At 31.6% G+C, this 23,591-nt stretch carries 27 protein-coding genes and 2 pseudogenes; 4 read left to right on the plus strand and 25 right to left on the minus strand.

The window, feature by feature from the left end:
• Nucleotides 1–4 precede the first annotated feature (4 nt).
• Genes AJ885_RS04110 through AJ885_RS04120 form a run of 3 tightly spaced genes read right to left on the minus strand, consistent with a single transcriptional unit; the run spans nt 5 to nt 3,142 of the window.
• Nucleotides 5–1,165, minus strand: coding sequence for a sulfate adenylyltransferase (locus AJ885_RS04110; protein WP_070209919.1), 1,161 nt, complete (start codon nt 1,163–1,165; stop codon nt 5–7).
• Nucleotides 1,143–2,030 (minus strand): response regulator, encoded by an 888-nt coding sequence (locus tag AJ885_RS04115; RefSeq protein WP_070209920.1) that lies wholly within the window; start codon nt 2,028–2,030, stop codon nt 1,143–1,145. The genes AJ885_RS04110 and AJ885_RS04115 overlap by 23 nt, the downstream gene beginning before the upstream one ends.
• Nucleotides 2,027–3,142 carry a bifunctional 2-C-methyl-D-erythritol 4-phosphate cytidylyltransferase/2-C-methyl-D-erythritol 2,4-cyclodiphosphate synthase gene (locus AJ885_RS04120; RefSeq protein ID WP_070209921.1) on the minus strand — a complete coding sequence of 372 codons (1,116 nt, stop codon included), beginning with the start codon at nt 3,140–3,142 and terminating at the stop codon, nt 2,027–2,029. Before AJ885_RS04120 ends, AJ885_RS04115 begins: the two co-directional genes overlap by 4 nt.
• Nucleotides 3,143–3,264: 122 nt before the next feature.
• Between AJ885_RS04120 and AJ885_RS04125 the strand changes: the two genes are divergently transcribed.
• Together AJ885_RS04125 and AJ885_RS04130 are read left to right on the plus strand one after the other, a co-directional pair.
• The gene (locus AJ885_RS04125) at nt 3,265–4,371 is read left to right on the plus strand and encodes an Mrp/NBP35 family ATP-binding protein (RefSeq protein WP_070209922.1); all 1,107 of its coding nucleotides are present in this window, start codon (nt 3,265–3,267) and stop codon (nt 4,369–4,371) included.
• Nucleotides 4,372–4,396: 25 nt separating this feature from the next.
• Complete coding sequence (locus AJ885_RS04130) at nt 4,397–5,557, plus strand: tetrahydrodipicolinate N-succinyltransferase N-terminal domain-containing protein (protein WP_070209923.1); 1,161 nt, start codon at nt 4,397–4,399, stop codon at nt 5,555–5,557.
• 23 nt (nt 5,558–5,580) lie between these two features.
• On the opposite strand, the gene hisIE is transcribed toward AJ885_RS04130, so the two are convergent.
• The 15 genes from hisIE to AJ885_RS04205 all read right to left on the minus strand — a co-directional run bounded on the left by hisIE (nt 5,581) and on the right by AJ885_RS04205 (nt 15,886).
• Nucleotides 5,581–6,204 (minus strand): bifunctional phosphoribosyl-AMP cyclohydrolase/phosphoribosyl-ATP diphosphatase HisIE, encoded by a 624-nt coding sequence (hisIE, locus tag AJ885_RS04135; protein ID WP_070280774.1) that lies wholly within the window; start codon nt 6,202–6,204, stop codon nt 5,581–5,583.
• Between the two features lies 1 nt (nt 6,205).
• On the minus strand, nt 6,206–6,973 hold the full coding sequence (gene hisF, locus AJ885_RS04140; protein ID WP_002862247.1) for an imidazole glycerol phosphate synthase subunit HisF: 768 nt from the start codon (nt 6,971–6,973) through the stop codon (nt 6,206–6,208).
• Nucleotides 6,955–7,689: a 1-(5-phosphoribosyl)-5-[(5-phosphoribosylamino)methylideneamino]imidazole-4-carboxamide isomerase gene (gene hisA, locus AJ885_RS04145; protein ID WP_070280777.1), complete on the minus strand. Its 735-nt coding sequence runs from the start codon at nt 7,687–7,689 to the stop codon at nt 6,955–6,957. The genes hisF and hisA overlap by 19 nt, the downstream gene beginning before the upstream one ends.
• A complete protein-coding gene (gene hisH / locus AJ885_RS04150) occupies nt 7,686–8,273 on the minus strand; it encodes an imidazole glycerol phosphate synthase subunit HisH (protein WP_002882756.1) in 588 nt (195 codons plus the stop codon). Before hisH ends, hisA begins: the two co-directional genes overlap by 4 nt.
• Nucleotides 8,270–9,328, minus strand: a complete 1,059-nt coding sequence (gene hisB / locus AJ885_RS04155; RefSeq protein WP_070280778.1) for a bifunctional histidinol-phosphatase/imidazoleglycerol-phosphate dehydratase HisB — start codon at nt 9,326–9,328, stop codon at nt 8,270–8,272. The genes hisH and hisB overlap by 4 nt, the downstream gene beginning before the upstream one ends.
• On the minus strand, nt 9,325–10,611 hold the full coding sequence (gene hisD / locus AJ885_RS04160; RefSeq protein WP_070280780.1) for a histidinol dehydrogenase: 1,287 nt from the start codon (nt 10,609–10,611) through the stop codon (nt 9,325–9,327). Before hisD ends, hisB begins: the two co-directional genes overlap by 4 nt.
• 7 nt (nt 10,612–10,618) lie before the next feature.
• On the minus strand, nt 10,619–11,518 hold the full coding sequence (gene hisG, locus AJ885_RS04165) for an ATP phosphoribosyltransferase (RefSeq protein ID WP_002866577.1): 900 nt from the start codon (nt 11,516–11,518) through the stop codon (nt 10,619–10,621).
• Between the two features lie 172 nt (nt 11,519–11,690).
• Nucleotides 11,691–12,044 (minus strand): 50S ribosomal protein L17, encoded by a 354-nt coding sequence (rplQ, locus tag AJ885_RS04170; RefSeq protein WP_002851332.1) that lies wholly within the window; start codon nt 12,042–12,044, stop codon nt 11,691–11,693.
• A gap of 3 nt (nt 12,045–12,047) precedes the next feature.
• Nucleotides 12,048–13,061: a DNA-directed RNA polymerase subunit alpha gene (locus tag AJ885_RS04175; protein ID WP_002855748.1), complete on the minus strand. Its 1,014-nt coding sequence runs from the start codon at nt 13,059–13,061 to the stop codon at nt 12,048–12,050.
• Nucleotides 13,062–13,073: 12 nt separating this feature from the next.
• A complete protein-coding gene (gene rpsD, locus AJ885_RS04180; RefSeq protein ID WP_002856574.1) occupies nt 13,074–13,700 on the minus strand; it encodes a 30S ribosomal protein S4 in 627 nt (208 codons plus the stop codon).
• A gap of 27 nt (nt 13,701–13,727) precedes the next feature.
• Nucleotides 13,728–14,120: a 30S ribosomal protein S11 gene (rpsK, locus tag AJ885_RS04185; RefSeq protein ID WP_002779544.1), complete on the minus strand. Its 393-nt coding sequence runs from the start codon at nt 14,118–14,120 to the stop codon at nt 13,728–13,730.
• A gap of 9 nt (nt 14,121–14,129) precedes the next feature.
• A complete protein-coding gene (gene rpsM, locus AJ885_RS04190) occupies nt 14,130–14,495 on the minus strand; it encodes a 30S ribosomal protein S13 (protein WP_002800121.1) in 366 nt (121 codons plus the stop codon).
• Between the two features lie 2 nt (nt 14,496–14,497).
• Nucleotides 14,498–14,611, minus strand: coding sequence for a 50S ribosomal protein L36 (gene rpmJ / locus AJ885_RS04195; RefSeq protein ID WP_002781429.1), 114 nt, complete (start codon nt 14,609–14,611; stop codon nt 14,498–14,500).
• A 171-nt stretch (nt 14,612–14,782) separates the two neighbouring features.
• Nucleotides 14,783–15,001, minus strand: coding sequence for a translation initiation factor IF-1 (gene infA / locus AJ885_RS04200; RefSeq protein ID WP_002781436.1), 219 nt, complete (start codon nt 14,999–15,001; stop codon nt 14,783–14,785).
• 87 nt (nt 15,002–15,088) lie between these two features.
• Entirely contained in the window at nt 15,089–15,886 is a 798-nt protein-coding gene (locus AJ885_RS04205) for an MBL fold metallo-hydrolase (RefSeq protein WP_053872691.1), read from the minus strand.
• Nucleotides 15,887–15,973: 87 nt separating this feature from the next.
• Here AJ885_RS04205 and AJ885_RS04210 point away from each other — a divergent pair.
• Together AJ885_RS04210 and AJ885_RS04215 are read left to right on the plus strand one after the other, a co-directional pair.
• Nucleotides 15,974–17,266: pseudogene (locus tag AJ885_RS04210) on the plus strand (MFS transporter).
• A gap of 49 nt (nt 17,267–17,315) precedes the next feature.
• Nucleotides 17,316–18,947, plus strand: a complete 1,632-nt coding sequence (locus AJ885_RS04215) for a multidrug ABC transporter permease/ATP-binding protein (RefSeq protein WP_053872690.1) — start codon at nt 17,316–17,318, stop codon at nt 18,945–18,947.
• Nucleotides 18,948–18,966: 19 nt separating this feature from the next.
• Here the strand turns inward: AJ885_RS04215 and cgb are convergent, their stop codons facing one another.
• From cgb to AJ885_RS10645, 7 genes and pseudogenes are all read right to left on the minus strand, one after another.
• Nucleotides 18,967–19,389 carry a single-domain globin Cgb gene (cgb, locus tag AJ885_RS04220; protein WP_002862237.1) on the minus strand — a complete coding sequence of 141 codons (423 nt, stop codon included), beginning with the start codon at nt 19,387–19,389 and terminating at the stop codon, nt 18,967–18,969.
• 66 nt (nt 19,390–19,455) lie between these two features.
• On the minus strand, nt 19,456–20,013 hold the full coding sequence (locus tag AJ885_RS04225; RefSeq protein ID WP_053872689.1) for a molecular chaperone: 558 nt from the start codon (nt 20,011–20,013) through the stop codon (nt 19,456–19,458).
• On the minus strand, nt 19,961–20,587 hold the full coding sequence (locus AJ885_RS04230; protein WP_079860282.1) for a DmsC/YnfH family molybdoenzyme membrane anchor subunit: 627 nt from the start codon (nt 20,585–20,587) through the stop codon (nt 19,961–19,963). The genes AJ885_RS04225 and AJ885_RS04230 overlap by 53 nt, the downstream gene beginning before the upstream one ends.
• A gap of 126 nt (nt 20,588–20,713) precedes the next feature.
• Nucleotides 20,714–21,144: pseudogene (locus AJ885_RS04235) on the minus strand (4Fe-4S dicluster domain-containing protein); the annotation flags it as partial.
• A 10-nt stretch (nt 21,145–21,154) separates the two neighbouring features.
• Nucleotides 21,155–22,405, minus strand: coding sequence for a molybdopterin-dependent oxidoreductase (locus AJ885_RS10635; RefSeq protein ID WP_353641643.1), 1,251 nt, complete (start codon nt 22,403–22,405; stop codon nt 21,155–21,157).
• A gap of 225 nt (nt 22,406–22,630) precedes the next feature.
• Complete coding sequence (locus AJ885_RS10640) at nt 22,631–23,038, minus strand: molybdopterin-dependent oxidoreductase (RefSeq protein WP_053872594.1); 408 nt, start codon at nt 23,036–23,038, stop codon at nt 22,631–22,633.
• Between the two features lie 151 nt (nt 23,039–23,189).
• Entirely contained in the window at nt 23,190–23,378 is a 189-nt protein-coding gene (locus AJ885_RS10645) for a hypothetical protein (RefSeq protein ID WP_251988560.1), read from the minus strand.
• Between the last annotated feature and the right edge of the window lie 213 nt (nt 23,379–23,591).

Consider the following 23,591-nt stretch of genomic DNA (forward strand, 5'->3'; position numbering starts at 1 on the left):
TTTGTTACACCATATAAGACATTTGATGAATTTCTAAAAGTTTTTGATAAAATTCTTCATCATTTTTGTATTCTAAAATTCCATCAGTTGGAAAAAGCTCATTATAAATTTTTTGCATATTTTTTAATCTATTTGGAAAAAGAGAAGTTAAAATAATACTAGATACTTCCTTGCGCATGAAAATTGCTGGAGGAATGATACCCGCTCTTAGTAAATCTTTTAAAGACTGAGAATTATAGTGCAAATGGTGATGACAACCATGAGGGCAAGATCTTGTGCTAACAATCATGCGACATTGATCGCAAAATACAAATTCAGGCAAAACAATCACTTCTATGCCATAATCCTTGGAAAAATCATCAAGTATGGTTTTTGGTTGATTATCATCATAAAACATTCCAAGTCCTGTATGATTTTGTCCTACTACTAGTTTGGTACAACCTAGACTTTTTGCGATAATGCTTTCTAAGCCAGGATTTAAATGAGCGTGAAAAATATTAATATTTTTTAATGGAAAAATGAAAATTCTATCCGGTGGAAGATAGTTTTGAATAAATTTTTTCAAATAAGCTTCTTTAAGTTCGAATTCAAACCCATTTGCATCAAAAGATTCTACAAGAAAAATTACAACTAAATCTGCTTTATCAATAGTCCAACGAAACATTCTTTCATGGGCACGATGCAAAGGATCAAAACTTGAAACTATAGCGGTAATTTTTTGTGCATTAAGATTGTTTTTGATTTGTTGAAAATTTTCTTTTATTTTTTTAATTTGAGAATTGTAAATTTCTATTTTTCCACTTATACAAGTTGTTCCCATATCTTCTAAAGAGCAAGTGTTAGGACTGAAAATATCAGAAAAATTTTTATTATTTTTAAATTGGCTTTTAAAATCTATATGTCCTACTACTTTTTCGTCTAGTATGAGATCGATTCTATCGCCAGATTTTATATCATTTAGTGCTTCTTCAGCATTTTTCGGTGCAAAGCTTAAGGGATAGGGAAAACTTTCTCCTTTAAATTTTCCTGATTTAATGATTTCATTGACTTCTTTTTCATTCATTAAATGAGTGCAAGTGCCTAGCAAACCTTCTTTAATAAGTGATAAGATGCCAAATTCATTTTGATCTATGGTAATGTTTTTATTTTTTCTTGCTGATTTCATATTTCTTCCTTTTTTCCCATAAAGATTTACGTGAAATGCCTAATTTTTTTGAAAGATCAGTATCAGGAAATATATTTTGGTAGTTTATAATAACATATTTTACATACTCATCTATGGTTAAAATTTCATTGCTATCGATATTTTTTTCATTATCATTTAAATTAATGCAGTTTATTTTTAAATCATCTGTATTTGAATTGGTATGCAAAATAATATTTTTGTTTTGTATAAAATCTAGGAGTTTTTCCTTTTCTGCTGCTTTTAATGCTTGAAAATTACTCAAAAATAAGAGATTGTTTTCTGTGGGAAGTTTCATAACTTTTTCAACTGAATTTGTAGATGTTAAATCAATAAAAGAAAGAGTAATGTCACATTCATTTGCATAATTAAAAACAAAAGCATCAGCACTGCTTTGCTTGTTGGATTTTAATATCAATGGAAGTTTTAATTTTTTATAATTATACTCTGGAATTTTGATTGTTTCTAATCTTGATTTGATATAGCTTTGATAAGCTTTATTAAGGATTGAAAGTTTTCTAAAATCTTGATAATGCTTTATTTTTCTAATCAGCTCTTCTATCATAAAGGGTTTTTGAATATAATCACTAGCACCTAATTTCAAAGGATTTGAAACTGTATCTGTGCTTATATAAGAAATAAGCAAAATAATAATACTATGCTTAAACTGACCTACGGCTTTTAGAAAATTATTAGTATTTGTAGAAAGCAGTACAATATCATAGTATTTTTCACCATTGTATTCATCAAACGAGTTTATAATTTCACAGCTATATCCAGCATCACTTAGTTTAATGCTAATGCTTTGCGCTAGATAAATTTCATTTTCAATAATTAAAACTTTCATAATCTTGTCCAATCAAAATATTTTAAATTTACACTACTAAGCACCGCCATACCTTCTTTTCTTCCAATAAAACCCAATTTTTCCGTTGTTGTGGCTTTAACATTGATTCTAAATTCATCTAAGTCTAAAGTATGAGCTATATTGCTTTGCATAGCTTGTTTAAAGTCTTTAAGTTTAGGGCTTTGTGCCATGACGCAAATGTCTATATTAATGAGTTCAAAACCTACTTCTCTGACTTTATCATAAGCCTGTTTTAAAAGCTCCATGGAGTTGGCATTTTTAAATTTCATATCAGTATCAGGATAAAGCTCTCCTATATCTCCAAGTCCTGCAGCACCTAAAATCGCATCGGTTAAAGAGTGAGCTAAAACATCTCCATCGCTGTGTGCTTTAAGCCCCATAGTAGGATGAATTTGCACTCCTGCTAAAAGCAAAGAGCGATTCTCTCCAAATTCATGCACATCAAAACCATTGCCAGTAAAAATTTCAAAGCTAGGTGTAGGCAAATCAAGCTTTTTAAGATCTTCTTTAAAGGTTAGTTTTCTTGCATTTTCTTCACCTTCAACAAACCAAATTTTTCCACCCATCGCAGCTATAGCTGTGCTATCATCTGTAAATTCTAGGTTTTGATCCAAGGCTTTTTTAAGCAATTTGGTTTTAGAAATTTGCGGGGTTTGAATGAGTTTGATTTTTTCTCTTTGCAAGGCTTCATTGTCAAAAAGTGTTGTATCTGCAACTTTTAAAGCAGGGGTAATACAATCTGCTTTATCTAAATTTTCAATCAAACGATCAAACAAATTTTTGCTCACCAATACCCTTGCTACATCACTTACCATAACAAATTCGCTATCTATGAGCTCTAAGGCTTTTTTTAAGGATTCTGCTCTGGTATCACCACCTTCTATGAATTCATAGTTTTTAGTAAATTTTTTCATATAAACGATATTACTAGAGGTAACAACTATTTTTTTAAAAGGATAAAAAGAGCTTAAATTTTTTGTTGCATAAAGCCAAAGAGGGTCATTTCCAAGTCGTAAAAATTGTTTTTTTACCTTTGTGTTAAAACGAGTAGAATTTCCAGCTGCTAACATAATGAGGCTAATTTCACTCATTTTTTCATTCCTCTTTTTAATATTGTTGGTTTTTATAATGTTACCATATTATACACTTATAAAAAGCTAAATTTTATCATTTTATTAGTAAAATTGATTTTTTTAAAAGACAAGGAAAAAATATGAAAGAACAAATTTTAGAGAAATTAAAAACTGTAAAATATCCTGGTTTTGAAAAGGATATAGTGAGTTTTAACTTTGTAAAAGATATTAAAATTCAAGATGATGGTGTATTCATTGATATAGAAATCGTTTCAGCAAATCCTGAAGTAGCCAATGAAATTCGTAAAAATGCTACTGAAGCTTTATCGAGTTTGGCTTTAAAAAGTATTGAACTTAATATCATTACTCCAAAAATTCCTGAAGAAAAAAGTAATTCAAGAAGTGGAAAAAATATCGCTCCACAAGTAAAAAATTTCATCATGGTTTCAAGTGGAAAAGGTGGTGTGGGTAAATCTACAACTACAGTAAATTTAGCAATTTCCATGGCTAAAATGGGAAAAAGAGTGGGGATTTTAGACGCGGATATTTATGGGCCAAATATTCCAAGAATGCTAGGTGAAACCAAAACTCAGCCTGAAGTAGTAGGGCAGAGATTAAAGCCTATTTTAACTCATGGTGTTTATATGATGAGTATGGGGGTTTTGATTGAAGAGGGTCAAGGTCTTATGTGGCGTGGAGCTATGATTATGAAAGCAATCGAGCAACTTTTAGCTGATGTGATTTGGCCTGAACTTGATGTATTGTTTTTAGATATGCCTCCAGGAACAGGTGATGCGCAAATTACTTCTGCACAAAGTATTCCTATTACTGCAGGAGTTTGCGTAAGCACACCTCAAACCGTATCTTTAGACGATAGTAAAAGAGCTTTAGATATGTTTAATAAACTTCACATTCCTATAGCGGGTGTGATTGAAAATATGAGTGGATTTTTATGTCCTGATAATGGTAAAGAGTATGATATTTTTGGTAAAGGAACAGCTGAGGATATGGCAAAAGCTTATAAAAGTGAAGTTTTAGCACAAATTCCTATAGAAATGATAGTAAGAGAAGGTGGAGATGAAGGCAAGCCTGTGAGTTTTTATCACCCTGAAAGTGTGAGTTCAAAGCGTTATTTAATGGCGGCTGAAAAAATTTGGAGCTTTATAGAAAAGATTAATAATGAAGGTGGTGCGGATAATTCTGCTATACAACCTGTGATGAATGGAAAAAGTGCGTGTTCGCATTAAAAATTAAGTGGATAAGGAAAAGAAAATGATTAATACTAAAGAAGATTTTTTACTTTTAATCAAACAAATTGAGCAAAAAAGTGGTTATAAAAAACCTAAAGCTTTTGGTATAGCAAGGCTTGATAGAGGACAGCTAAATAAAAATAAAATCTTGCAAGCAAGTTTTGCTTTAATTAATTACGAGCAAAATTTTGGCTCAGCGGCAATCATGCTTGAAGCTTTTATGCAAAGGGGTGCGGAGATTGATTTTAATGCGAGTGAGTTTGTGCAAACTTTGAAATTAGAAGATATTGATTTTGCACTTTCTTGTTTTAAACCTTTTTTAGAAGAAGAGGGGCATCAAAATATTGATTTATTAAAGATTATCAAAGATAAATTTAAAGATGGTGAGTTTGCTTTTGTTTGTCTTTTTGAGGATAAAGAACCTTTAAGTGTAGAAAGTGTTTATCTAAAACTTTATTTGCTTTCTACTAAAAAAGTGCCTTTAAGAAGTATCAATCTAAATGGAGCTTTTGGACTTTTAAGCAATGTAGCTTGGAGTGATGATAAGCCTATCGAGCTTGAGTATTTAAGAGCAAATGAAATGCGTTTAAAAATGAGCAATCAATATCCAAAAATTGATTTTGTTGATAAATTCCCAAGATTTTTAGCACATATTATCCCTGAGGATAATACAAGAATTTTAGAAAGTTCTAAAGTAAGAATGGGTGCGTCTTTAGCAGCGGGAACAACCATCATGCCAGGGGCAAGTTATGTGAATTTTAATGCAGGCACAACAGGAGCTTGTATGGTTGAAGGGCGTATTAGCTCGAGTGCTATAGTAGGAGAAGGTTCTGATGTAGGTGGAGGAGCTTCGATTTTAGGTGTTTTAAGTGGAACAAGTGGCAATGCTATAAGCGTAGGTAAGGCTTGTCTTTTAGGGGCTAATTCAGTGACAGGAATTCCTTTAGGGGATAATTGTATAGTTGATGCAGGTATTGCGGTGCTAGAAGGAACGAAATTTTTACTCAAAGATGCTGAGGAACTTGCTAAACTTAATCCTTATTTTAATTTTGATAAAGAAATTTACAAAGGCTTAGAGCTTAAAGGTTTAAATGGGCTACATTTCCGTCAAGATTCTATAAGTGGTGCTATGATAGTAGCTTTAAATAAAAAAGCAGTCAAACTTAATGAAGCCTTGCATTGATACAAATTTATTTACATAAAGCTTTAAGCTTTATGTCTTTCTTTCAACTTTGAAATCACATCTGAGAAACTAAGATTTGCATCTGCAAGTAAAACACTTAAATGATACATTAAATCCGCTGCTTCACAAATAAGCTCTTCTTTATCTTTTACTGTCGCTGCTAAAGCTGTTTCTACGCCTTCTTCACCAACTTTTTGTGCGATGCGTTTTGTACCACTTTTGAAAAGTTTTGCTGTATAAGAAGTATTTTCATCGGCATTTTTTCGTGCATTAATAAGCTTTTGAAGTCTGGCTAGAAAAACAAAATCCGCATTTTTAGAATTTTTTTCAAAACAAGAAATATTGCCCGTATGACAAGTAGGCCCTACAGGATTTGCTAAAATTAAAAGCGTGTCATTATCACAATCTAAGCTTAAATCTATGATATTTAAGAAATTTCCACTTTCTTCACCCTTCATCCAAAGACGCTGTTTTTTGCGTGAAAAAAAGACTACTTTACCACTTTCTAAGCTTTTTTCTAAGGCTTCATTATTCATAAAGCCTAGCATTAAAACTTCACAAGTTTTTGCATCTTGGATGATGACAGGTAAAAGATGATCCACTTTTTGCCAAGCAATTTTTTCATTAAGTTCTTTGAAATTTTGCATATTATATCCTTATACTTAAACCTTGATTTTTAAGATAAATTTTTAATTCTTTAATGTCTATAAGTTTTTGATGAAAAACAGAAGCAGCTAAAGCCCCATCTATACCTAGTTTAAAAGCTTCTAAAAAATGCTCCATTTTTCCCGCTCCCCCGCTTGCGATCAAAGGTACTTTGCAAATTTTATATACAGCTTCTAATTGTTCTAAATCATAGCCATTTTTAACGCCATCTTGATTCATCATATTTAAAACAATTTCGCCTGCACCTAGATCTTGTACTTCTTTAACCCATTCTAAAGTGCTTTTTCCACTATGCTTGCTTGTTTTTTCATCGCCTGTGTATTGAAATACTTTTAAATTTCCATTTTCATCTTTAAAACTATCAATCCCTACTACTACGCATTGTACGCCAAAGCTTTTAGCAAGGCGTGTGATTAGGCTTGGATCATTTAAAGCAGGAGAATTGATAGAAATTTTATCTGCCCCATTAGCTAAAAGTTCAGCTGCATCTTCTTCGCTTTTAATACCCCCTGCAACACAAAAAGGAATATTGATATTTTTTGCTACTTCACTTACCCATTCTCTTGATATGCGTTCTTTTCTAGCGCTTGCAGCAATATCATAAAAAACAAGCTCATCAATACCATTTTGAGAATAATACCTAGCAAGCTCTATGATATCTCCCATATCTTTATGGTTTTTAAATTGTGTTCCTTTTACTACTCTGCCATCTTTGACATCTAAACATGCAATTATGCGTTTTGTAAGCATCTTATCCCTTCTTCTACGCTAAAAACTCCGTCTAATAAAGCTTTTCCTACGATAACCCCACTACAAATTCCTTTTAAGTTTTCAAGGTCTTTTAAGCTCGCTACTCCACCACTTGCCTGAATGCAAATATTAGGAAAAATTTCATGGATAAGTTTGTAAAGTCTTACATTTACTCCTTGCATGGTGCCATCTTTTGAAATATCTGTGCAAAGTATGTGTTTTAAGCCTTTATTGCTATAAAAATCTAAAACTTCCATAAGCTTTTTATCGCTTGCTTCTTGCCAAGCATTTACAGCCACAACATAATCTTCTTTTAAAATCGTATCTAAGGCTAAAACTATAGTTTCGCTACCAAATTCTTTTAAAATTTCAAGACATAAAGTCGCATCTTTAATCGCCATAGATCCTATAACTACTCTTTTTACTCCACAATCAAGCAAAGCTTTAACTTCTTCTTTAGAGCGTATGCCTCCACCTACTTGCAAATTGACATTGACTTCTTTGGCTAATTTTTCTATCAAAGCAAGTTGTCTTTTGCTAGGATCTTTTGCACCTGTAAGATCTACAAGATGAAGTTCTTTCGCTCCTGCTTTTTCGTATTCTTTGAATTTTTCCAAGGGATTGTATTTATATACTTTTTTTTGTTCATAATCCCCTTTTACAAGACGCACCACTTCGCCATCTATAAGATCGAGTGCGGGTATGATTTGAGTCATCCTATATCCTTAATAAAATTTGAAATTAAAATTTCCCCCGCTTCACTGCTTCTTTCAGGGTGAAATTGCACCCCGTAAAAATTATCTTTCATTACGCTTGCGCTAAATTTTTGCGAATACTCACAATCTGCTATAGTGTATTCTCCAAGTCCTACACAATAACTATGCACAAAATAAAAATAAGCCCCTTCTAAGCCTTTAAACAAAGCATGAGAGCTATGAACTTGATTCCATCCCATATGTGGAAAAGTAAAGCCTTCTTTAGCTTTAAATTTTTGAGTTGTAAAATCTATGAGTTTTAAGGTTTCTTGATTTAATTCTTCAGAAAAATTTCCTAAAATTTGCATACCTAAACAAATACCAAGCAAAGGTTTTTTGGTATTTTGAATAAAATCAATAAGATTAAATTGTTCTAAATTTTTCATCGCTTCTTTTGCGGTACCCACTCCAGGTAAAAAAAGCTTATCCGCACTTTCAAGCTCTTTTAAATCCCTACTGATAGTTGCATTAAAACCTAATCTATCCAGACAAAATTTCAAAGATGCCAAATTCGCACAGGCTGTATCGATGATGATGATTTTCATATCACTCCTTTAGAGCTGGCTAAATTTTCACTTTCTATTTTCACTGCCATTTTCAAAGCTTTTGCAAAGGCTTTAAAAAGCCCTTCGGCTTTATGATGATCGTTTTTGCCTTTAACTTTTAAATGCAAACTTATACCCATAGCATAGCTTAAAGAATAAAAAAAGTGCTCGATCATTTCTGTGCTTAAAGCCCCTAAATGAGATTTTTTAAATTTGGCTTTATAGACTAAATGAGGACGATTGCAAAAATCCATCGCACAACTTGCCAAACACTCATCCATAGGTAAAGCAAAACCATATCTTGCAATGCCGATTTTATCCCCTAAGGCTTTTTTGATACAAGCTCCAAGTGCTAAGGCTACATCTTCAACGCTATGATGCTCATCGATTTCTAAATCCCCTTTGCAAGAAATTTCAAGCCCTATGCCTCCATGTACAGCGATTTGCTCTAACATGTGATCAAAAAAATCAATACCTGTTTTAATGCTAATCTTACCCCCATTTAAGCACACTTTCACTTTTATATCTGTTTCTTTAGTAGTTCTTTGATAACTCGCGCTTCTAAAAGAACTTAAAATTTCATTTTCTATTTCTTTCCAAGAAAGTTTGCCGTATCTTAAACCACATACGCCTAAATTTGAAGCTAAGATCATATCACTTTCGCGATCTCCTATAACAAAACTTTGTTCTTTATCGTAAAGTTCGTGTTTGATATACTCTTCTAACATAGCGGTTTTAGGTTTTCTACAAGCACAATTTTCATTTTCAAAATGCGGACAAATAAAAATATCTTGAAATTCTATACCGCAACTTTTTAAAATATCAAGCATTTTTTCATGAGCAATTTCAAAATTTTCCTTTGGAAAACTTGGCGTTCCAAGACCATCTTGATTGCTTACCATGACAAATTTAAATCCAAAATTTTTTAGTTTTAAAAGAGTAGGAATAGCATCTTTTTCAAAACGCAATTTTTCAAGAGTATCGATTTGAAAATCGCTTTTTGGCTCCTCTATTAAAGTGCCATCTCTATCTATAAAAAGGATTTTTTGACTCATTTTAAGCTCTCTAAACGAAAAGTTACTGCATTTTTGTGTGCGTCTAAATGCTCATTTTGCGCTAAAATTGCAACACTTTTACCCAAAGCTAAAAAGCCTTCTTTACTTAATTCTTGAACGGTCATTCTTTTGCTAAAATCTGCCAAACCTAAACTAGAATGCGTTTTAGTAAGTCCATAAGTAGGTAAAACATGATTTGTCCCGCTTGCATAATCACCCATAGACTCCGGAGAATAAGCTCCTAAAAATACCGATCCTGCGTGTTTTACACCTTTTAAAAGTTCTCGTGGATTTTGAGTTTGTATGATCAAATGTTCAGGGGCATAGAGATTTGAAATTTCCAAGGCTTGATTTAAATCTTTAGCTATGATAATGCGTGAATTAGCAATGCTTTTGCTTGCAAGTTCTTTACGAGGTAAAAGTTCTAATTGACTTTGGACTTCATTACTTGCTTTTTGAGCAAAATCTTGACTTAAACACACTAAAATCACTTGAGAATCTGCACCATGTTCAGCTTGTGAAAGCAAATCACTAGCTACAAATTTTTCATTAGCCAAATCATCAGCTATTACTAAAACTTCACTAGGTCCTGCTTGCATATCAATAGTCGCTCCGTTTATATCGCTACTTACTTGACGTTTTGCTTCGGTTACAAAGGCATTTCCTGGGCCAAAAATTTTATCCACCTTTAAAACACTTTGTGTACCATAAGCCAAAGCTGCTATAGCTCCTGCACCACCCATTTGATAAATTTCATCCACGCCGCAAAGTTTAGCACAAAAAAGCACGGCATCATTGATTTTTGCAGGACTTGCTAAAACGATTTTTTCACAACCTGCAATTTTTGCAGGGATAGCTAACATTAAAACCGTTGAAAACAAAGGTGCTAAACCCCCTGGTATGTAAAGTCCTACTTTTTCTATAGGGCGTGTTAAAACCTCACATTTAACGCCTTTTGTAGTTTCAAGAGCGATTTCATGTGGGATTTGGGTTTCGTGGAATTTTTTGATATTTTCATAAGCTACTAAAATAGCATCTTGTAAATCTTTATCCAAACGATTACTTGCTTGAGTAATTTCTTCTTGAGTGATTTTAATATTAGAAATTTCAGCCTTATCAAATTTTAAAGCTTGTTCTACCAAAGCTTCATCGCCTTTTTCTTGCACTTCTTTAATAATGGAGCTTACTATTTTTGAAATTTCATCCTTCGCGCTTATAGCAGGGCGTTTTAACGCCTCTTCTTTTTGTTTTTCATCTAAATTATCATATACTAAAATTTGCATTTTTTACTCACTTTAACATTTTTTCTATAGGCAGAACTAAAATCGAACTCGCACCTTCTTCTTTTAAAGCCTCCATAGTTTCCCAAAAAAGATTTTCTTTACTTACCATATGTAAAGCTACATTTTTTTCATCGTGTGCTAAAGGTAAGATAGTTGGTCTTTCAACTCCTGGAAGTAGGGCTTGAATTTTATCAAGTTTTTCTTTTGGAGCATGAAGCATAATGTATTTAGATTCTCTTGCTTGCATTACTCCTGCTACACGCAACATAATTTTATCCACTAAGGCTTGTTTTTCTTTACTTAAAGCATTTTCTTTTTGAATCAAACAAGCACGAGATTCATAAATGACTTTAACTTCTTTAAGATTATTTGCTTGTAAAGTTGCTCCACTTGAAACAAGATCGCAAATTGCATCGGCTAAATTTGCCCTAGGGGCTACTTCAACAGAACCTGTAAGCATACAATTTTTATAATTAATCCCATTTTCTTTCATAAAACGCTTTAAAAGTTGTGGATAAGAAGTAGCTATCCTTAAGCCTTCAAAATCTTTCAAATTTTGAAATTTATTTTCTTGAGGCAAGGCAAGAGAAAGACGGCAATATCCAAAATCTAGCTTTTTTAAAAGCTTATAGCTTGGATTTTCTCCTAAAGACTGGCGTTCAAGTTCATTTTCTTCTAAAACATTTTCCCCTATAATGCCTAAATCTACAACTCCATCAAAAATAAGCCCAGGGATATCATCATCTCTAACGCGTAAAATATCTATGGGTAAATTTGTAGAAAAAGCGATCAAACTTTGTTCATGGATATGCATTTTAACACCACATTCTGAAAGAAGCTCTATGGATTCTTTTGAAAGTCTACCTGATTTTTGTATCGCAATGCGTAAACGAGTGTTTTCTTGCATAACATATCCTTGAAATTAAAAATTAAAAACTTATATTAGCATAAGTAGTTGAATTTTTAGCAAGGGTTTTAGAAAATAAATAAATTTAATTTTATTTAAAATAATTATTTAAAACTTTTTATTTTTAGGATATTTAATTGAAGTATTAATCCTAGCAAAAGCTAGGATTTGATTAAGCTACAAATTCGATGAAAGCCATTTCAGCAGCATCACCACGGCGAATTCTTGTTTTGATGATTCTTGTATATCCACCATTGCGATCTTTGAATTTTGGAGCAATTTCAGTTACTAATTTATTAGTAGCGTTTTTATCTTGTAATGAAGCAAAAACTGCTCTATGAGCGTTAAAATCTCCAAGTCTTGCTCTAGTAATCAATCTTTCTACATAACCTCTTAATTCTTTAGCTTTTGGTAGAGTAGTTTCGATTTTTCCGCTATTTACTAAAGCTATAGTTAAATTTTTTAATAAGGCAGCACGATGAGATGAAGTTCTGCCAAGTTTTCTATATCCATGTTTATGTCTCATTCTTTATCCTTCGTTTTGTGCTTTTAATTCTGCGATTTTATTTTTAAGTATTTCTTTATTATCGCTAAGCTTAGAAGTTCCCACAGGAAAACCTATGCTTTCCATGATGTTTTTAATTTCATCAAGAGATTTTTTACCTAAATTTTTAAGCCCTGCAAGTTCACTTACACTCATCAAAGCAAGCTCGCCTATGTAAACTACTCCTGCTTTTTCAAGACAATTATAACTTCTAGCACTTAAATTTAAATCTGTAATGTTTTGCAATAATTTAGTATTTTCTAGTTCATTGCTTGTTGCTTGATTTTTAATTACGCTTCTAACATTGGTAATTTTATCAAATACTGATAATTGTTTATACATAGCTTCTAGAGCATTTTGAAAAGCCTCATTTGGAGTGATTTGTCCATCAGTTGTTACGGTTAAAACCACTTTTTCATAATCAGGATTATCTTCAAATAAAACTTTTTCAATATCATAGGTTGCTTCTCTTACAGGTGTAAAGAAAGCATCTAAAGCTATAAATTTAGGATCATTTATAAGCTCTTTAATTTCTTCGCTTGGTACATAGCCAATACCTTTTTCAACAATCAATGTGAATTTGAGTTCAGCATCTTCGTTGATTGTTGCTAGATAGGCGTCTTTATTTACTACTTCTACTTGATCATTATTTAGATCTTTGCCGTAAATTTCTTTTGAGCCTTTAAAGCTAAATTCTACTATTTCTTTATTTGATTCGCCTTTAATTTTAAAGCGTAGTTTTTTTAGATTAATGATAAAAAGTGCTACATCTTCAAGCATACCACGCATGCTATCAAATTCATGAGCTACGCCATCAATATGAATTGCAGTTGGAGCATATCCTATGGTGCTAGTGTAAAGCAAACGGCGTAAAGGATGGGCTAGGGTGATTCCATAGCCGATCTCAAAAGGCCAAGCACTGATTTTAGCCACAGTATCACTAATGTTTTCTATTGTAAATTCTGTTGGCGTATAAGCAGATGTTGTAATGTTTCTCATATTTAGCCCCTATTACTTAGAGTAAAGCTCAACGATAAATCTTTCCTCAACCGGAATGACAACTTCTTCTCTCTCAGGTTTTCTTGTGAAAATTCCAAATCTCTTATCTTTTTCAACATCAACCCAAGCAACGATTCCAGTTTGTGCTGTAAGTTCGATAGCTCTTGTAATTTGAGGATTGTTTTTGCTTTTTTCGATGATTTCGATTTTAGCACCTGCTTCTACTCTAAAGCTAGGAATATCCACTCTTTTACCATTTACTAAAACATGTCCATGTGTTACAAGTTGTCTTGCAAAACGACGTGTTGTAGCAAAACCCATTCTATATACCACATTGTCTAATCTTTGTTCTAAAAGTTGGATAAGTAATACCCCTGTATTTCCTTCTCTTCTTGCTGCTTCAGCAAATAAACGACGGAATTGCTTTTCGCTTACTCCATACATAAATTTAGCTTTTTGTTTTTCTCTTAATTGAAGTCCATACTCACTAATTTTACCTTTTCTTGCTCCGTGTTGTCCTGGCGCATAAGGGCGTTTGTCTAGTGCACTTTTGCCAGCTAGTCTTCTTTCTCCTTTTAATGCTAAGCTAACACCAAAGCGTCTTTCTAATTTTTCTACTGGTCCTCTATATCTTGCCATAATATTCTCCTAAATTTTTCTTATATCTTAGACACGACGACGCTTAGGCGGTCTGCAACCATTGTGAGCTAATGGAGTGATATCTTTTAAGAAAGTTACTTTGATTCCTTCCATAGCACCTACACTCTTAACAGCAGTTTCTCTACCGCTTCCTGGTCCTTGTACTTTAATGCCTACTTCTTTAATTCCGTGTTCTTTTGCTTTATTTAAAGCGTCTTCTACTGCTTGTTGTGCTGCATAAGGAGTTGATTTTTTAGAACCTTTAAATCCTAAACCACCTGCACTACTCCAAGCGATAGCATTTCCCATTTCATCAGTTACTGTAACCATAGTATTGTTAAAAGTCGCACTGATATAAACAATACCTTTTGCTATATTTTTTTTAACTACTTTTTTCTTTACGATTTTTCTTTTTGCCATGATTTATCCTTATGATTTTGCACCAACAGTTTTTCTCTTACCTTTTCTAGTTCTTGCGTTTGTTTTTGTTTTTTGTCCGCGAACTGGTAAGCCTTTTCTGTGTCTTAAGCCTCTAAAGCTTCCTAAATCCATAAGTGCTTTAATATCCATAGCAACTTGTTTTCTCAAGTCCCCTTCAACCATATAGTTTTCTTGAATTTCTTTACGGATAGCTGCTGCTTCATCTTCACTTAACTCATGAACTCTTTTATCATAAGAAATTCCTACTTTATCTAGAATTTTTCTTGAAGTGAAAAGCCCTATACCATAAATATAGGTTAGTCCATACTCAATTCTTTTTTTCTTTGGTAAATCCACACCTGCAATACGAGCCATGTTTATCCTTGTCTTTGTTTATGTTTTGGATTTTCGCAAATAATGCGAACCACGCCTTTACGGCGAACTACTTTGCACTTGTCGCACATCTTTTTAACCGATGGTCTCACTTTCATGAGCGTCTCCTTGAATGAATTCCACTTGATTTACGACTACATCAGGTTTTATGAATAACCAACTATTTTCAAAATAAGTGGTGGATTTTAAAAATACTTCTTCATATAGTTCGATGTAATTTGTCGCAAAAACTCTAATTTTATCTAAAATTAGCTTTTAAATAACTTAGATTATTTATATCTAAAAGTTATACGCCCTTTATCAAGGCTATAAGGTGTAAGTTCTACTTTTACTTTATCACCTGGCATTATTCTTATATAATGCATACGCATTTTTCCTGCAATATGACATAAAATTACATGTTTGTTGTCAAGTTCAACCTTGAAATTTGCATTAGGCAATGCTTCAAGTACGGTGCCATCAATTTCAATTACATCATCTTTTGCCAAAATTTTCTCCTTTCATGAAATAAAAAGGCTATAATTTTAGCAAAAATTATTAAAATTTTTACTTAATTTTTAGTAATTTTTAAGTAATTAATCTAAAAATTTAGGTTCGATAAAAGGCACATGAGTCCCTATAACTTTGAGTTTTCTTTCTTTAAATTCTTTAAGTAGTTTTTCCCTTGTTTGTATAGCCTCATTTTGATCTATATCAAATTTTATAGCGATTTTAGGTTTTGGAATTTGTATATCATAAAGATGAAGTAAATCTCCCCAAAAGACTATTTTATCATCAATTATTATAGCGTTTTGTCCTGGGGTATGTCCATAAGCAGGTATGGCTTTAATGCCTGAATTTTGAAAGATTAAATCTTTAGAGTGGTTAATAAATTCTATATTTTTAAGTTTAAGTAAGGTGTTTTTAATTTCTTGTCTATCGCTTTTGATCCAAAAATCATATTCTTTTTTATCGATTAAAATTTGAGCTTTTGGAAAAAGATTTTCTTCGCTCATTAAAGCTCCTATATGATCAGGATGTGCATGTGTTAAGATAATATGAGTGATATCTTTAAAATCGGTTTTTTGGATATGTAATTTTTCTTTTAATGTATCAATAGTATCTAAAAACCCTGTGTCTATTAAAGCATTAAAATTTGGATTTTTTATCAGAGCAATATTATGCTCATTTCTTTTGATTTTTGTGCGAGTTTTTTCTATAAAATTCTTATCTTCATCGCTTTGTGGCACTAAAAAAGAAAATAATAAATTTAAAAATTCATCATCAGATTGTTTAAGTGGGATTATATGGGTTTGATTTGAACTTTTGCTTGTGGTTTTTTCTTCTAAAAAATAAAGATTGGTTTTTAAAAGAGTGGTTATAAAATTAAACATATTTATCCTTAAATTTTTTAGATAATATTTTGGAAATGATTATAGTATAATAAAAACAATGTTTTTAAAATTTAAGGTAATTAATCAATGAGAAAATCAAAATTTGGAACAAAGGAAATTAAGATCTTAGGACTTTCTTCACTAGGAGGAACTTTAGAATTTTATGATTTTATTATTTTTGTCTTTTTTGCTGAATATATAGCCAATGTATTTTTTCCTAAAGGTATGAGTGAATTTTGGGCTTTATTAAATACTTATGGAGCATTTGCAGCTGGATATTTAGCACGTCCTTAGGTGGTATAGTTATGGCACATTTTGGAGATAAATTTGGGCGTAAAAACATGTTTATGCTAAGTATTTTACTAATGGTTCTTCCTACCTTTGTCTTAGCTTTTATTCCAGGTTATGAAACTCTTGGGTTTTTAGCTCCTGTTTTATTGATACTTATAAGAATTTTTCAAGGCATAGCTATAGGTGGAGAATTGCCTGGAGCTTGGGTTTTTGTAAGAGAACATTGTCAAGAAAAACAAAAAGCTTTCTTTTTAAGCTGTTTAAATTCAGCTATGGCTTTAGGAATTTTGTTAGGAAGTATAGTATTTTTAATCATTAATGCTTTTTTTAGTATAGAAGAAATTGCTGCTTATGCATGGCGTATTGCTTTTTTGTAGGTGGAATTTTTGGGATTATTTCTATTTATTTGCGTAGATTTTTGCAAGAAACTCCTGTTTTTAAACAAATGAAAAAAGAATCATCGCTTAGTTCTTTTCCACTTAAAGATTTATTTAAAGAAAAGGATATTGTAAAAAATTTATTTTCATCAATGATGATGACTTGGGTTTTAACAGGTTGTGTTATTGTGCTTGTTTTATTGATGCCTAAATTTATGCCTAGTATTTTAAATTTAAGTGGGGTTGAAGGAAGTTATTTGCAGATATTAGGAATTTTGGGAATAGCTTTAGGCGGGGCTTTTATGGGTTATCTTGTAGATAAATTTGGTTTATTTAAAATTTGCATTTTCTTTTCTTTAACTTTTGTATTTTTTTCTTTTTTATATTTTTATGCTTTATATGAACTTAAAAATTTGGTTTTGGTGTGTATTTTGTATTCGATTGTTTGTTTTTTAGGTGGGATTAATGTGTTTGCGCCTATTTTAATGAGTGAAGTTTTTAGAGCTAAAATAAGATTTTCAGGAATTTCTTTTTCTTATAATATTGCTTATGCAATTTCAGGCGGTATTACTCCGCAACTCGTTTTTTGGCTTAATACACTCGCGAGTAAAAATGAAAATCCATTTTTATATGGTATGAGTATATATATGATTTTTTAGCGTTATTGGCTATTTGTGCTGTTTTTATAGTAAAAGATAAAATAAAATTTTGATAATCACTCTTAAAATGTTATAATTAAAATTATATTTTGGAGTTTATAGATGCCTTTTATTATCGAATTACTTAAGCAAAATAAATTAAAGTTGATTTCTTTTTTGCTTTTTTCTTTTATTACAAGTGCTGTTGGAGTTTTAACTCTTGTTTTTATCAATGATTATTTGCTTAAAAATGCACAAAACATTCCTATTTTTTATTTTATTGTTTTGCTTTTGATATTTTTTATAAGTTCTACCATAGTTGAACTTGGACTTAGTATTTTTGGACAAAATTTTATTTTTAAAATGCAAAGGCGTGTAGTAAAGCAGATCTTAGACACTCCTTTGTTAAGAGTGGCTAAAGTAGGTAAGGCTAGAATTTTAGCTTCTTTGGGAAGTGATGTGAGAAATATATCTTTTGGGCTTTTAAGATTGCCTGATTTTTTACAATCAAGTATATTGATTTTATGCACTAGTGTTTATTTATGTTATCTTTCACCACAAATTTTTGCTTTGTGTGTGGTATGGATTATGGTTATTTTTATTACTAATAATTTTTTGATGATGAAAGTATATCAGTATTTTCGAAAGGCAAGGGAAAATGACGATGCTTTGCAAAATAATTACCAAAATATACTAGATGGACATAAAGAACTTTTGATCAATCGTGATAGAGCCAAGCTTTATTATGAAGATGAATTTGAAAATAATGCAAGATTGAAAAAGAAAAATAGTACTTTAGGCAATCTTTTTAACAATCTCTCAAACAACTGGACAAATGTAACTCTTTTGGCTTTAGTGGGCGTAGAGTTTTACTTAGCTTTAAAATTTGAATGGGCAAGTGTTGCAGATGCTACAACTATAGCTCTTTCTATTTTGTTTTTACGAACCCCTTTAGTATCTATGATAGGATCTTTTCCTACTTTGCTTTTGGCAAAAATCGCTTTGGATAAGATCGCAAAATTGGAATTAGATGATTATATAGAAGGTTTTAAAAAAACACATTATATTAGCGAATGGAAAAAAATTTCTTTTAGAAATACTCAATTTGCTTATGAAGAAAATTTTCACTTAAATCCTGTAAATATAGAACTTAAAAAAGGTGAATTGGTATTTTTAATAGGTAAAAATGGAAGTGGTAAATCCACTTTTTGTATGCTTTTGACAGGACTTTTTAAGCCAAGCAAAGGCGGAATTTATGTTGATGATACGCTTATAGATGATAAAAAGTTAGATGAGTATAGATCTCTTATTTCTGCTGTTTTTAGCGATTTTCATCTTTTTACTAAAACCTTAAATAAAGAAAATTTTGCAAGCGAAGAAAAAATTGCTTTTTGGTTGGAGTTTTTAGAACTTAAAGATAAAACAAGTGTCAAAGATAATGAACTGACCTTAACCAAACTTTCTACAGGGCAAAAAAAGCGTTTAGCTATGCTTATAGCCTTGCTTGAAGAAAGGGATATTTTAGTGCTTGATGAATGGGCGGCTGATCAAGATCCTGTTTTTAGAAGATTTTTTTATAAAAAACTTTTACCTTTGCTAAAAGAGCAAGGTAAAACAATCTTTGCTATCACACATGATGATGCATATTTTGATAGTGCTGATAGAATTTTCTTGGCTCAAAATGGTGAAATCAGCGAATTAAAGGGTGAGAATATAAAGGAATTAGCTAAAAATTTAGTAGAAAAATTTGATTAAAGCCCAAAATGGGCTTGTATTATTTATCATAGAGCTTTTTTTCTATATCGATATAAAATTCAGCAATTTTTCCATAAGCAACTTCCCAAGCTTTAAGAGTAGCTTCGTCAGGATTTAAAAGATTTTTAATAGCCTTTAAAAGGCAAGCTCCAACTATAGGATAATGCTCTTCTTTAACCCCTAAATTAACATGAGTTATGGCAACTTTATCAACAAAGCTTCTCATATTTTCTAAATTTTCTATATTTTTGGCTGCCATTAAAATCGCCATCGCTAAAGCTTTTGGTTGTTCTCCTGAAATTTGTTTTTCCATATTAAACATAGGTTTTACCTCAGGATAATCATTAAACATTATTTTATAAAACTCATTGGTTAAATCCTCTCCATTTTTTTGCAAAATAGGCACACAATCTTTGATGATTTGAATTTGTTCTTTTGTCATAATTTCTCCTTTTTATTGTAAAAGAGATATTTTATATCTTAAAAAGGAGAAAAAAATTGACTTGTGTTAAAATTTTGTATTTAGTTGATTGAAAAAGTCTTGCATTAATATTGCTAATGCTTTATAAAAATGTGTTTTAGCTTTATTGATAACATCAAAACTCCACATGTTAAACCAAGTAAAAAATTCTTCTTTTAAGAATTTTTGCAAAGTTATATCATCTTGTTTTTTGATTAAAAAACTAATAAATAATAATTCATTTATCAAGCTATCTGCAGGTTCTTCATTAAAAAAAGAAAAAAAGTTATTTTGCACAAAAATTTGCTTAATTTTATCAGAATTATCTGAATAAATTTCTTTATTTTCATCAAGATAAAAAGAAGCAAAAGGCGGTGCTTTTACATAATCAACATCACTTAAAAACAAAGAAGTAAAATCACTTGCTATTAATTTATCATCTTCGTTTGAAGATGATAAAAGCTTTAAAGCGGTGCATTGTAATTTGCTATTATTTTTTAAAAACCAATTTTGCCAGAATTCTTCTTTTTTAAGTTTTTCTAGCAAAAAATGATTAGGTGGATTTTGCAAAAAATTGATAAATATATCTATTGCCAATTTTTGCATTAAGAATGTCCCAACTTATAAGTCCATAAAATAGCATTCTAGTGGTAAACACCCCTAAAAATGCACAAAGTAGGGCAAAATAAGCAAAAAATTTACTTTTAAATTTTTCATGTAAATAATTATGCAAATACCAAGTAAAAATCCCAAGTCCTAAGAATGCAAAAGAAAGCGATATAAACCAATCATAGGCTCCACCTAAAAGTTCAAAAGGGTTTACAAGCCCCATAATCCAAGTTTGTCCTACATGTAGGGTTTGCAAAACTATAGCAGTGCTTAAAGCCCTATGCCCATAAGTCCTGTAAAAAACGACATTTTTTTCATGTTCGCTATTTTCAAAAAAACAATAATAAACAATAGCACCTAAAAATATAGTACTAGCGAAAAAATAAAGCAAAGTGATCTTAAAATCCCAAGTAGGCACACTTTCTTGCATGGAGCCATAAGCTCCACTCATAAAGAAAAGTCCTAAAATTCCACATATTAGCGTAAGATAAAACACCCAATTTGAAGTTTTTAGATAAAGCAAAAAGCCCAAAGCACACACAAGAGATACAAATAAAATTTCATTATTCATCCAGCCTATATGTCACTCATTATTTGCATAAAAAACACCCATTCTATTTAATACATTAAAAATGTGTGCAATATCATTTAAATGAAAAAATGAAGGGATAAAAGCAACCACCATTGCAAATTCCTTTGGATTTTTACCTTCTTTTAATCTCTCATAACACCCATCGCATTTGCTCATATGACCACTTTCATGATTAAATTGAGGTGCGCCATAAGGACATACCATAGAACAAGCTTTGCAGCCTATACACATACTATCATCGATTGTTACTATACCCTATTTATTTTCGTTGTTGCACCGGTTGGATAAGCTTTAAGACAAGATGGATTAGAACAATGATTACAAGAAATAGAAGTGTAGTAAGCAAAAACACTTTGCTCAAAACTTCCATCTTCTTTACAGGTCCAATTTCCCGCTTCAGTCTCAAATACACGGCGAAAATTAACCCCCACAGGCATGTTTTTATAATCCTTGCAAGAAGGTGAGCAAGTCCTACAGCCTAAGCATTTGTTTTGATCTAGCATAAAACCAAATTGTGAATTTTCTTCGAATTTCATCTTTTTCTCCTTAAACTTTTGCAATTTCAACTAAAATAGAATGTTGTCCATTTCCTTTAGAAATAGCAGTTGGCACTATACTTGCCAAAGAATTCACACAAGTTCCCACATTGGTGCCATTTTCATATTTTACCCATGCGCCTTGTGGGGTTACTGCACAACCTGGTATGATTCCTAAGTCATTTCTTACTTGCACCACATTGCCTGTTTTGATACTTCTTTGCTCTGCATCTATGGTATTTATCCAAATTTCTTGTGGATTAGCTTCTCTAATTTGTGGAATTTCCCAAAAGCTAGAATGTGTTCTACCTTTGTAGTGATAGCCAAAAAATTGCAAAGGATATTTTTGTTTTAATGGATCTAAAATCCCTTCTCTTTGGCTTTCAAAAACAGGAATAGGCACTGTTTGTTGTCCTTCTTTTAATTTCCAAGTTTTTTGCATTTGTGCAAGTTTTGTGCTATAAATTTCTATCTTTCCGCTAGGAGTTTTTAAAGGATTATTGATAGGATCTTTTATAAAACTTTGTAATGCCACTACAGGTTTTACAGGCTCAAATTTTACAAGTCCTTTTTCGCACATTTCTTCAAAACTAGGCAAAAGTGGATTTTTTTTCATACTTTCTTCATAAAGGTATTTTAGCCAATCTTTTTGTGTTCTTCCTTCGCTAAATTCTTTTTCTATGCCAAGTCTTTTAGCAAGTTCAAGACACATTTCATAAATAGGTTTTGCTTCGCCAACTGGCTCGATAGCTTTTTGACAATAAATAATATAAGGCTTATTGCTATAATATCCTGCGCTAGGTCTTATAAAATCTTCTTGCTCCAGCATAGTTGCATCAGGTAAGATATAATCTGCGTAGTTATTTGACGGAGTTCTAGTTACATTAACATCTACTATACACTCACACAAATTCTCATCGCTTAAAATATCATGCACTTCTTTAATGGTGCTGTGCTGATTTGTAAGACAATTTCCTGCTGTATTGAAAATAAATTTGATATTTTGTTTTAATTGTGTTGTGTCACGCACCCCATCACTAATATCTGTCATTTCTTTTCCGCGATAAATAGCTTCTGTAAATAAAAAACAAGGAATAGAATCTTTTATTGGATTTTTAAAAGGCATACCCATTATATCATATGTTTTACTTGACCCTGTTCGACATCCTGTATTTGTCCCTTCTATGCCAATATTTCCTGTAATACAAGCTAGAGTTGCTATCGCCCTTGCATTTTGTTCTCCATTTGAATGTCTTTGCACTCCCCAACCTTGTTCTATAAAACAAGGCTTTATGGTGGCAATTTCTCTTGCAAGTTGAACTATGCGGCGTGCTGGAATTTTTGTAATCTTGCTAGCCCAATCAGGAGTTTTTTCTACTCCATCGTTTAGTCCTAAAACATAGCTTTCATAGCTTGAGTTTTGGTTGTATCTTGTGGCAGAGTATTTTCGCTAAAGCTTATGGTGTATTTATCAAGAAAAGTTCTATCAAGTAAATCTTTTTATCATCACATAATCAAAGCTGCATCGGTTCCTGGTGTTAAAGGCTTTTTGATAAGCATAGCCTACTCCACCACCTCCCATTCTAGTTTCAACATGATTTGCTCTAAAAAATATAGCTAATTTTGCAGAGCGTAAAGTGTATATATCGCTAGCAGGAGATCCTCCATAGAAAAAATTCATAGCATTTGAAATTTGAGCCGTAGAATAAGAATTATGATAATTTAAATAATCACCATAAAAATTTAAAAGTCTAGCCCATGGACCTTGTGTACAGCGATTGATTATTGTTCTTGTTGCATAATTTATATAAAAGGCTTCATTGCCGTATTTTTCTTTAATTTCTTGCATTTTGGCAGAAATTTCATCAAAAGCTTGTTTCCAAGAAATAGGCATAAAAATTTACCTTCACCCCTTTTTCCCACTCTTTTTAAAGATCTTTTTAGGCGATTTGCGTTGTAAACTTTATATCTTGAACTACGCCCTCTAATACAGGCTCTTGCTTGACGATTATCAAAGCTATCATCACCTTCATTATCAGTACTGATTATTTAATAATTCCATCTTGAGTATGCACTTTTACAGGACATTTTGTTCCGCAATTTACATTACATCCAGCCCATTTGCTGATCAATGGTGGAGTTTTTAATAAATTTGCACTTAGACTTATAGGACTTAAGGTTAAGCCGCCAAACAAAGAACTCCATTTTAAAAAATCTCTACGATTTTGTTCCATGTTATCTCCTTACATTTATGTGACAAAAGTAATTGCGATTATAATACAAATAATAATTTTATTCAATTAAAATTAAGACTTTAAAACTCCTAAATATAGGCTTTATAATGGATTTTTCGTTTATGAATTTAACTTCAAAAAATAAAAATTTGAATAATATAATGATAAAAATTTATTAAAATAGTATTTAAATATAAATTTATAACTAAAATA

This window comes from Campylobacter sp. BCW_6464 (assembly GCF_001762775.1).
Classification (GTDB): Bacteria; Campylobacterota; Campylobacteria; order Campylobacterales; family Campylobacteraceae; genus Campylobacter_D; species Campylobacter_D jejuni.

Coding starts and splice junctions, on each gene's coding strand:
- AJ885_RS04110 (WP_070209919.1), bottom strand. CDS start 1,165: ATGAAATCAGCAAGAAAAAATAAAAACATTACCATAGATCAAAATGAA.
- AJ885_RS04115 (WP_070209920.1), bottom strand. CDS start 2,030: ATGAAAGTTTTAATTATTGAAAATGAAATTTATCTAGCGCAAAGCATT.
- AJ885_RS04120 (WP_070209921.1), bottom strand. CDS start 3,142: ATGAGTGAAATTAGCCTCATTATGTTAGCAGCTGGAAATTCTACTCGT.
- AJ885_RS04125 (WP_070209922.1), top strand. CDS start 3,265: ATGAAAGAACAAATTTTAGAGAAATTAAAAACTGTAAAATATCCTGGT.
- AJ885_RS04130 (WP_070209923.1), top strand. CDS start 4,397: ATGATTAATACTAAAGAAGATTTTTTACTTTTAATCAAACAAATTGAG.
- hisIE (WP_070280774.1), bottom strand. CDS start 6,204: ATGCAAAATTTCAAAGAACTTAATGAAAAAATTGCTTGGCAAAAAGTG.
- hisF (WP_002862247.1), bottom strand. CDS start 6,973: ATGCTTACAAAACGCATAATTGCATGTTTAGATGTCAAAGATGGCAGA.
- hisA (WP_070280777.1), bottom strand. CDS start 7,689: ATGACTCAAATCATACCCGCACTCGATCTTATAGATGGCGAAGTGGTG.
- hisH (WP_002882756.1), bottom strand. CDS start 8,273: ATGAAAATCATCATCATCGATACAGCCTGTGCGAATTTGGCATCTTTG.
- hisB (WP_070280778.1), bottom strand. CDS start 9,328: ATGAGTCAAAAAATCCTTTTTATAGATAGAGATGGCACTTTAATAGAG.
- hisD (WP_070280780.1), bottom strand. CDS start 10,611: ATGCAAATTTTAGTATATGATAATTTAGATGAAAAACAAAAAGAAGAG.
- hisG (WP_002866577.1), bottom strand. CDS start 11,518: ATGCAAGAAAACACTCGTTTACGCATTGCGATACAAAAATCAGGTAGA.
- rplQ (WP_002851332.1), bottom strand. CDS start 12,044: ATGAGACATAAACATGGATATAGAAAACTTGGCAGAACTTCATCTCAT.
- AJ885_RS04175 (WP_002855748.1), bottom strand. CDS start 13,061: ATGAGAAACATTACAACATCTGCTTATACGCCAACAGAATTTACAATA.
- rpsD (WP_002856574.1), bottom strand. CDS start 13,700: ATGGCAAGATATAGAGGACCAGTAGAAAAATTAGAAAGACGCTTTGGT.
- rpsK (WP_002779544.1), bottom strand. CDS start 14,120: ATGGCAAAAAGAAAAATCGTAAAGAAAAAAGTAGTTAAAAAAAATATA.
- rpsM (WP_002800121.1), bottom strand. CDS start 14,495: ATGGCTCGTATTGCAGGTGTGGATTTACCAAAGAAAAAAAGAATTGAG.
- rpmJ (WP_002781429.1), bottom strand. CDS start 14,611: ATGAAAGTGAGACCATCGGTTAAAAAGATGTGCGACAAGTGCAAAGTA.
- AJ885_RS04205 (WP_053872691.1), bottom strand. CDS start 15,886: ATGTTTAATTTTATAACCACTCTTTTAAAAACCAATCTTTATTTTTTA.
- AJ885_RS04215 (WP_053872690.1), top strand. CDS start 17,316: ATGCCTTTTATTATCGAATTACTTAAGCAAAATAAATTAAAGTTGATT.
- cgb (WP_002862237.1), bottom strand. CDS start 19,389: ATGACAAAAGAACAAATTCAAATCATCAAAGATTGTGTGCCTATTTTG.
- AJ885_RS04225 (WP_053872689.1), bottom strand. CDS start 20,013: ATGCAAAAATTGGCAATAGATATATTTATCAATTTTTTGCAAAATCCA.
- AJ885_RS04230 (WP_079860282.1), bottom strand. CDS start 20,587: ATGAATAATGAAATTTTATTTGTATCTCTTGTGTGTGCTTTGGGCTTT.
- AJ885_RS10640 (WP_053872594.1), bottom strand. CDS start 23,038: ATGCCTATTTCTTGGAAACAAGCTTTTGATGAAATTTCTGCCAAAATG.
- AJ885_RS10645 (WP_251988560.1), bottom strand. CDS start 23,378: ATGGAACAAAATCGTAGAGATTTTTTAAAATGGAGTTCTTTGTTTGGC.